This window comes from Oscillibacter sp. ER4 (assembly GCF_000765235.1).
In the GTDB taxonomy this organism is placed as follows: domain Bacteria; phylum Bacillota; class Clostridia; order Oscillospirales; family Oscillospiraceae; genus Hominicoprocola; species Hominicoprocola fusiformis.
Genome location: NZ_JPJG01000038.1, coordinates 1 through 7,890, shown reverse-complemented (window position 1 = coordinate 7,890; position 7,890 = coordinate 1). Strand labels below are relative to the sequence as shown.

The following is a 7,890-nucleotide window of genomic DNA, read 5'->3' as shown; positions in this document are numbered from 1 at the left end:
GAATCCTCCACGTCCTAAGTGCGGGAATGCGCACGATAAGCGTGCTGAATTATGATAGCACAGCTTTTTTCTATTGTAAAGCAAAACCTGTGAAATGATACCGCTTTTTTGCTTTTTCCCGTCCCTCGCGGCAAAACAGAAGAAAAAAGAGACAGCCAAGGCCGTCTCTTTGAGACCGTCGAAAAAGTGGCAAAGCCACTTTTTCGAAAAGGGTTCGCTGCACTCTGCGCCTCGATTGTCCGCTTATAGCGGGCAATTCGACGCTCGCTCCGCGTAAAGTGTTTTCTGCCAGAAGGTGAATTGCCCCGTAGCGGGCAAGAGAAGCCCCTCTGGAGGGCGCGCATGTCGCGGCAGAAAACAGATTTTACAGCTTTCACGTCTGCGGACGTGAAACTCTGCGAGGCTTTTTCAGCGCAGCATATTTGTCGCCGCGCACGGCGGCAAATATACTGCTGTTTCGTTCTCACTCAAAAAGCAGCCTCGCCGCTATTTCGATTATTTTCTCAGTCCCGCGAAATGCTCCTTCGTCACCTTGATGACCACGGGGCTCAGCAGCAGCAGCGCGATGAGGTTCGGGATGGACATGAGGCCGTTGAGCGTGTCGGAGATATCCCACACGAGCGTCAGGTCCGCGACCGCGCCGGCCACAACGACGAGGCAGAAGATGATCTGATAGGGGCGGATGATCTTGCTGCCAAAGAGGAACTCCGCGCAGCGCGTGCCGTAGAGCGCCCAGCCGAGGATGGTGGACGTGGCAAACAGCAGCAGGCCGACCGCCAGAATGACCGAGCCCGCCTTCGCGCCGAAGACGCTCGAGAAGCCCGCGACCGTGGTCGAAACGCCCGCAGCCGCGTTGTTGCCGTAGTTGCCGTCCGCCGCGCCGGAGCAGAGGACGACAAGGGACGTGAGCGTGCAGATGACGATGGTATCCATAAAGACCTCAAAGATGCCGTAAAGGCCCTGCTTGACGGGGTTTCTTTCCGACGTGGCGGCGTGCGCGATCGGCGCAGAACCGAGACCCGCCTCGTTGGAGAAGACGCCGCGGCCGACGCCCTTGGTCATGGCGAGCTTGATGGACATGCCCGCCGCGCCGCCGGTGACGGCAGCGGGGTTAAAAGCTCCCTTGAAGATGGAAGCGAACACGCCGGGAACGGCGCTGATATTCGCAAACACGACAACGAGCGCGCAGACGATGTAAATGACGGCCATGCCGGGCACGAGCTTTTCCGTGACCTGACCGATGCGCTTGACGCCGCCGAGCAGCACCAGCGCCACGAAGATGGCGACACAGATGCCGGTGATCAGGCAGATGAGCATCTCCTTATTCGCCGCGTCCTCGTTGAACGCGATGGCGACGGACTTGACGGAGTCCGCGATGGAGTTGACCTGCGCGATGTTGCCGATGCCGAACGCCGCGATGGCGCCGAGCACGGCGAACACGATGCCGAGCCACTTCCACTTGGGGCCAAGGCCGTTTTTGATGTAGTACATGGGTCCGCCGCACCAGTCGCCCTTTTCGTTGCGCTCGCGGTATTTGACGGCGAGCGTGACCTCAGAGAACTTGGTCACCATGCCGAAAAGCGCCGACACCCACATCCAGAACACGGCGCCGGGGCCGCCTAAAATGATCGCGCCCGTGACGCCCGCGATGTTGCCCGTGCCGACGGTGGAGGCAAGGGCCGTGGACACGGCCTGCATCGGCGTGATCTCGCCGTCGCCGGCCTCGCCCTTCTTAAAGATCTTTCCGATGGTGTTTTTCCACCAGTAGCCGATCTTGGTGAACTGGATAAAGCCCACAGCGATGCTCAGGTAGATGCCCGTGCCGACCAGCAGCGCCAGCATCACCGGTCCCCAGACGAAGCCGTTGACCGCAGTGTTGATCTTCATAAACTGTTCCATACACTTCTCCTTCCCAAAAATCACATTCCGTAAAACGTTTGATGAATTTCTTTCATATCTCAGAGAATACCAAATCGGCCGCCCGCTGTCAACGGGGCAAGTGTCGTTTTTTGTCGTGCGCGCACGGCTAATCATACATTCTGCATAAATTTTGATGCATTCTTTACCTGCATTTAGTGATTTGCACGGCAAAACGGTGGAAAATTTTTGCATTCCCCGCTTGACAACCGGTGTCCGCCATGCTATCCTAACTGTACTAACACACTTAATACAGCAGGAGGCGCCTATGTTCCACTTGATATTTCTGATCCCGGTTCTTGTTGTACTGCTGCTCGGCATTTTGCTGCTCGCCGTGCTGTGCAGCCGATGAATGCAGGAGGAATGCCATGATCACCTTAAATTACCGCGACGCGCGCCCGATCTACGAGCAGGTGTGCGACGGACTGCGGCGGCTGATCGTCTCCGGCGCGATCGCCGACGGGGATAAGCTCCCCTCGGTGCGCGCGCTGGCGACGCAGCTTGCCATCAACCCCAATACCATCCAGCGCGCCTACAACGAGTTGGAAACGAGCGGCTACTGCTGCTCCGTGCCCGGCAAGGGCTGCTTTGCCGTGCACACCTACCGCGCGCAGGACGACGCGCGCCGCTTATCGCTTGAGCAGCAGCTCAAAGAGCTCTTGCAGGAGCTGCGCGCCATGGGCGTGAGCGAGGAAGACATTCAAGCATTGTGCAGGGAGGGAGAAGAGAAATGATCGAAGTACGAGGTCTTAAAAAGACCTTTGACGGCTTTGCCGCGCTCGATGGCGCGGATCTGAGCGTGCCGCGCGGCGCGGTCTACGGCCTTGTCGGGCCAAACGGCGCGGGCAAAACGACGTTGCTGCGCCACCTGACGGGCGTTTACCGTCAGGATGAGGGCAGCGTGCGCTTTGACGGCGAGGAGGTCTGGGAAAACGCGGGCGTGAAGGCGCGCATCGCCTCCATCCCCGATGACTGGTTCTACTTTATGCAGGCGGGGCTGCGCGATATGATGCGCTTTTACCGCGGGTTCTACCCGAATTTCAATTTAGAGCGCTACGAAAAGCTCAAAGAGGTCTTTGCGCTGGACGAAACGCGGCCGCTGCGCCGCATGAGCAAGGGCCAGCAGAAACAGGCGGCCTTCTGGCTCGCCATGTGCACGATGCCCGACTATCTCATCCTCGACGAGCCGGTGGACGGCCTCGACCCCGTGATGCGCCGTCAGGTGTGGAGTCTCATTTTGCAGGACGTTGCCGAGCGCGGCACGACAGTGCTTGTCTCGTCGCACAACCTGCGCGAATTGGAGGACGTGTGCGACCACGTGGGCGTGATGAGCCGCGGCAAGCTCCTGCTCGAACATTCGCTGAGCGAATTGCAGGACTATACCGTCAAGCTCCAGCTCGCCTTCGAGGGCGCGGAGCTGCCCGCCCTGCCGCAGGAGATCAAGGTACTGCACCACGCGCAGACCGGGCGCGTCCACACGCTCATCTGCCGCGGCAGTGCAGAGGAACTGGAACAGCAGCTCGCCGCGCTGCACCCGATCTTTATCGACGCGGTGCCGCTGTCACTTGAAGAAATTTTCATCTATGAACTGGGAGGTGAGGACTATGCGATCCGCGACATCGTTCTTTGATAAGACTTTATTCCGCAGCCAGCTCAAACACACCTGGCCGCTCTGGCTCGGCTACACCGCCTTGTGGCTTTTCCTCGTGCCGGTCATGCTCTTTTCAGAGCTTTCCGCCTATCAGGGCGGTTACAGCGCAGCGGATGCATCCTACCTGCTGCTCAATACCGGCGTGCGCGGCGGCGTCTTCATTTCCTTCTTCTTCGGCCTTTTCTTTGCGATGCTTTCCTTCTCGCACCTGACGCAAAGCCGCGCGACGAACGGCTTCCATGCGCTCCCCGTGCGGCGCGAGACGATTTTTATGACCGCCTACCTCACGGGACTGTTCTGCCAGCTTTCCACCATTCTCGTCACGTTCCTGCTCGGCGCGGCGGTCTCTGCCCCGCTGCACCTCAGTTTCTGGAACGTCACTGGCGCGGCCATGGGCAGCGCCATGCTCGAAGCCGTCTTTTTCTACTCCTTCGCCGTGCTGTGCATGATGATGACGGGGCAGATCCTCGCCGCGCCCGTCTTCTATTTCGTCGGCAACATCCTCGTTCCGGGAATGGAATATCTGCTGCGCGACTTTGCGGGCAATTTCCTCTACGGCTACAGTGGGCACACCGACGTTGCGCTCGGTTTCCTCTCCCCGCCCCTCTATATGTACACCGTGGTGGACATCGCCTCGATCGAGACCTGCGAGAGCGACTCGTACTATGTGACCGCCTACGCGCTCGAGCACCGCTCTTTCATGATCCTTGCCGCCTACGCGCTCGCGGGACTTGTCATCGCCCTCATCGCGCTGCTCCTCTACCGCACGCGCAAGAGCGAGATGACCGGCTCGACGGTCGCTTTCCCGTGGGCGACGCCCATCTTCAAGTACGGCGTGGCGTTCTGCACCGCCGTTGCCCTCGGGCAGTTCCTCTACTATTTCCTCTTCGGCCAGTACCGCTCGAGCGGCAGCGATTCCCTGCCCGGCACGATCCTCTGCATGGCGGCGGCGGGGCTTGTGGGCTACTTTGCCGCCGAGATGCTCATCAAAAAGAGCTTTCGCGTCTTTCGTGCAGGCGCGAAGGGCGCGGCGATCGTCGCAGGCGTCCTCGTGCTGCTCGGTATCGGCATGAGCTTCGACCTCACGGGCTATGAAAAGCGCGTGCCGGACGAGAGCGAGATCGAATCCGTTTACTACACCTTCTCCGGCATGACGAACGTCACGACCGACGACGCCGATACCATCCGCCGCCTCACCGCGGCGCACCAGGCCATCGTCAAAAACCGGAACGAGCAGGCGCGCATCGCAGACGCATCGGACGCAGATACGCTCTCCCAGAGCGATCATGACGACATCGAACCCTTCTCCCTGCGCCTGACCTACTACCTCAAGGACGGCTCGCAGCTCTCGCGCTCCTATTCACTCTACCTGCGGAGAAGTGACCTCGCCGTGCCCTCGTCCGTCACAGCGCGCGTGAACGCGCTCTATATGTGCAGAGAGTCCGTGCTCCGCCGTGTCCTCGGCAACGGCTGCGAGCGCCTCGGCGACACGCCGCGCTTCCTCGACAGCTACTGTTATTACGATGAGAAATCCAACACAAAGGACTATGCCCTCACCGCCGCGCAGGCCGAACAGGTCTACGCCGCGCTGATGCAGGACGTTCAGGATTCCGATAATGGCGGCAGCGACATCTTCGCCGTGCAGGAATACCGGTACGCTCCCCCCATCTCCTTCTCGCTTGAACTGTACTTTGAGTCCACCAATGAAAAAGGCCGCCCGGAGGTGTATACGCTCAGCCCCCCTGTGAATGGCTCGACGCCCAACACCCTGCAAGTACTCAGTGAGCTGCTGCCCGAGCTGAACTCCAACACCGTAACGCCGCCCAGCGACGACGGCATTGACACTCTCCCCGCCACAGAGGACGCTTCCACCGAGGAAAGCGTGAACTGACATGGCAGAAAACGCAAAGCGGCGGCGCAGGCGCCGCCGCACCGGGAACAAGAAAGCATTTCTCGTCCTGCTCGCGCTCGTTTTGCTCGTTCTCGGCGGCATGAAGCTGCGCTATGCGCTCGCGCACCGAAGTCTCCCCGGTTCGAATGTCAGCGTGCCGGACTTTGTCACGGTCGACTATCTGCCCCTCAACGAATATTCCCGCCCCGGCACGCCGCTCAGGGAAATTTCCGGCGTGGTGGTGCACTATGTCGGCAATCCCGGCACGACCGCCGCGGCGAACCGCAGCTTTTTCGCCAACCTCGCCCTGACGCACGAGACCTACGCGAGCGCCCACTTTGTCGTCGGGCTGGAGGGTGAGATTCTGCAGTGCGTGCCGCTGACGGAGATCGCCTACTGCTCCAACAGCGCGAACGACTACACCGTGTCCATCGAGGTCTGCCACCCCGACGACACAGGCAAGTTTGACGACGCGACGATGGAGAGCCTTGAACAACTCGTCGCGTGGCTCTGCGAGACGTTCGATCTTGACCCCGCCAAAGACGTCATTCGCCACTACGACGTGACGGGTAAGATCTGCCCCAAATACTATGTGGAAAACGAAGATGCGTGGCTCACCTTCCGCGAGGACGTGAGCGCGCGCATCGAAGAGGACAATGCCGCGAGCGGTGAAACCAACTGAGAAATCAAATCGGGAGGGATCTCATGCACGACTTTGTTTCCTATCTTTTTTATCTACTGCAGCGCGGCATGCGCTTTGCCGTGCCCGCCGCGCTCGTCTGCGGTCTTATTCTGGCCGTTTGCTACGCCGTCTGCCGCAGGCAGGGCCGCCGCTTCCCGTGGGGAAAGGCGGTCTGCGCGCTGCTCAGCTTCGCATTGTGTCTCGCGCTGCTTTTCTTCGTCCGGAACGAATCCGACGAGCCGATCCTGCACGTCGCGCTCAAATTAGCCGGCGAGCAGGACGCCGCTTACGTCTACGAAACGGTCTGTGCAAGCGGCAAAAGCCGCGCCTGCGACGCTTTCACGCCCGACGCCTGCGTCTTTTACACCGCCGACTACGCGGACTTCGACACCACCGCGCTCCGCTCGCACAGGGTCAACACACTTGTCGCCACCACGCTCTATGATTCTGTCGGCAATGTCGTTGAACCCGACGAGACGATGATCGCCATGATGCACGCCGCCGCGGACCAGATCGACCACGCGATCTTCGACTTTCAGATCATCGTCGTGGACGGTTATCGCTATTTTGCCTTCGTCAAGCTCAACGTCAACTGGTGGGATCCGTGCACGCTGTACGAGTACGAGGGCGGAGAGCTCCGCGAGCTTTGTCAATGGGACAATATGCGCCTGCTGTCGGTTGGCCTCATCTGAAATCCATATGAAAAAACGTCTGTCTCGGCCGAGACAGACGTTTTTTGTTTTAGCTTTTCGCTTCCAGGCTGTAAGGATCTCTGCCCGCGGCGAATTCGGAGATCATCTCCGCCGTCAGGGCGACACCGTTGTTGACGAAGGTCTCCTGCAATTCCTTTCTGCTGACCCACGCGCCGTCCGCCAGCTCAAAGTTGTCGAGATGGATCGTATCGTCGTCGCCGTCGAGCCTGCACCAGTAGCCCATCATGATGTTGCCGCTGATGCCCCAGGGCTGACAGCGATAGTAGCGCAGGTCCTTGACCTTGAGCCCGACCTCCTCCATCACCTCGCGGTGTACGGTCTGCTCAAAGCTCTCAGCAAACTCGGTGAAGCCAGCGACAAGCGCCGTGCGCTGCGCGCCGGGACGGTTGGCGTACTTGGTCAAAAGCAGGTAGTCCCCGTGCGTCACGGCCACGATGACCGACGGGTTGATGCGCGGGAAGATCATGTTGCCGCACTTGGGACAGCGCATCATGCGCTCGTTCACGTCGTGGACGAGCTTTTCTCCGCAGCGGCCGCAGTAGCGCGCGTCGCGGTACCACGAGCAAAGGTGCCACGCGCTGACCGCCGCATAGGCGAGCTCCTTGGGCTTTTCCGTGCGGAAAAGGCCGATGTTGCGGTAGGAGTAGCCGTCGAGCGCATGCTCGTTTTCGTCAAAAAGCAGGTAATACTCCCGCCCGTCGAGCTCAAAAAGATAGGTGAACGCCTCGTCGGACTCGGTAAACTGCGAGCGCGACGGGAACTTGAGGCCGTTGTCGTCGATGCGGCACAAAAGGTCCTGCCCGCGGAACTGCACCACGGCGCTGCTCTTTTTCGGCACGGCGTTCTTTTTCCACTCGTTGTAAAGATGTTTCGGCTCGATATCCTGGATCATGTCGGCTTTCCTCCCGCTTGTTTGTTCTTTAGCAGGGCTATTCTACAACGGATAGACGGGATTTGCAAGCGGGGCTTATTCCTCGATCATGCGTCTGCGCTTCAGCTCTTCGATCCTTTTCCCCTCGCGCCACACGGAAATCAT

At 59.7% G+C, this 7,890-nt stretch carries 7 protein-coding genes; 5 read left to right on the top strand and 2 right to left on the bottom strand.

Annotated elements, in window-relative coordinates; all coding sequences use genetic code 11:
• Positions 1-495 precede the first annotated feature (495 nt).
• Positions 496-1,899: a sodium:alanine symporter family protein gene (locus NI20_RS0106715; protein ID WP_033120645.1), complete on the bottom strand. Its 1,404-nt coding sequence runs from the start codon at positions 1,897-1,899 to the stop codon at positions 496-498.
• Between the two features lie 386 nt (positions 1,900-2,285).
• Between NI20_RS0106715 and NI20_RS0106710 the strand changes: the two genes are divergently transcribed.
• Genes NI20_RS0106710 through NI20_RS0106690 form a run of 5 tightly spaced genes read left to right on the top strand, consistent with a single transcriptional unit; the run spans position 2,286 to position 6,833 of the window.
• Positions 2,286-2,651, top strand: a complete 366-nt coding sequence (locus tag NI20_RS0106710; protein WP_033120644.1) for a GntR family transcriptional regulator — start codon at positions 2,286-2,288, stop codon at positions 2,649-2,651.
• A complete protein-coding gene (locus NI20_RS0106705; RefSeq protein WP_033120643.1) occupies positions 2,648-3,547 on the top strand; it encodes an ABC transporter ATP-binding protein in 900 nt (299 codons plus the stop codon). The genes NI20_RS0106710 and NI20_RS0106705 overlap by 4 nt, the downstream gene beginning before the upstream one ends.
• Positions 3,522-5,459: a hypothetical protein gene (locus NI20_RS0106700; protein WP_033120642.1), complete on the top strand. Its 1,938-nt coding sequence runs from the start codon at positions 3,522-3,524 to the stop codon at positions 5,457-5,459. Before NI20_RS0106705 ends, NI20_RS0106700 begins: the two co-directional genes overlap by 26 nt.
• A 1-nt stretch (position 5,460) precedes the next feature.
• Positions 5,461-6,141: an N-acetylmuramoyl-L-alanine amidase family protein gene (locus NI20_RS0106695; protein WP_033120641.1), complete on the top strand. Its 681-nt coding sequence runs from the start codon at positions 5,461-5,463 to the stop codon at positions 6,139-6,141.
• Between the two features lie 23 nt (positions 6,142-6,164).
• A complete protein-coding gene (locus NI20_RS0106690) occupies positions 6,165-6,833 on the top strand; it encodes a hypothetical protein (RefSeq protein WP_033120640.1) in 669 nt (222 codons plus the stop codon).
• 49 nt (positions 6,834-6,882) lie between these two features.
• Here NI20_RS0106690 and nudC read toward each other — a convergent pair whose 3' ends face one another.
• Positions 6,883-7,746, bottom strand: a complete 864-nt coding sequence (gene nudC, locus NI20_RS0106685) for an NAD(+) diphosphatase (protein WP_033120639.1) — start codon at positions 7,744-7,746, stop codon at positions 6,883-6,885.
• Between the last annotated feature and the right edge of the window lie 144 nt (positions 7,747-7,890).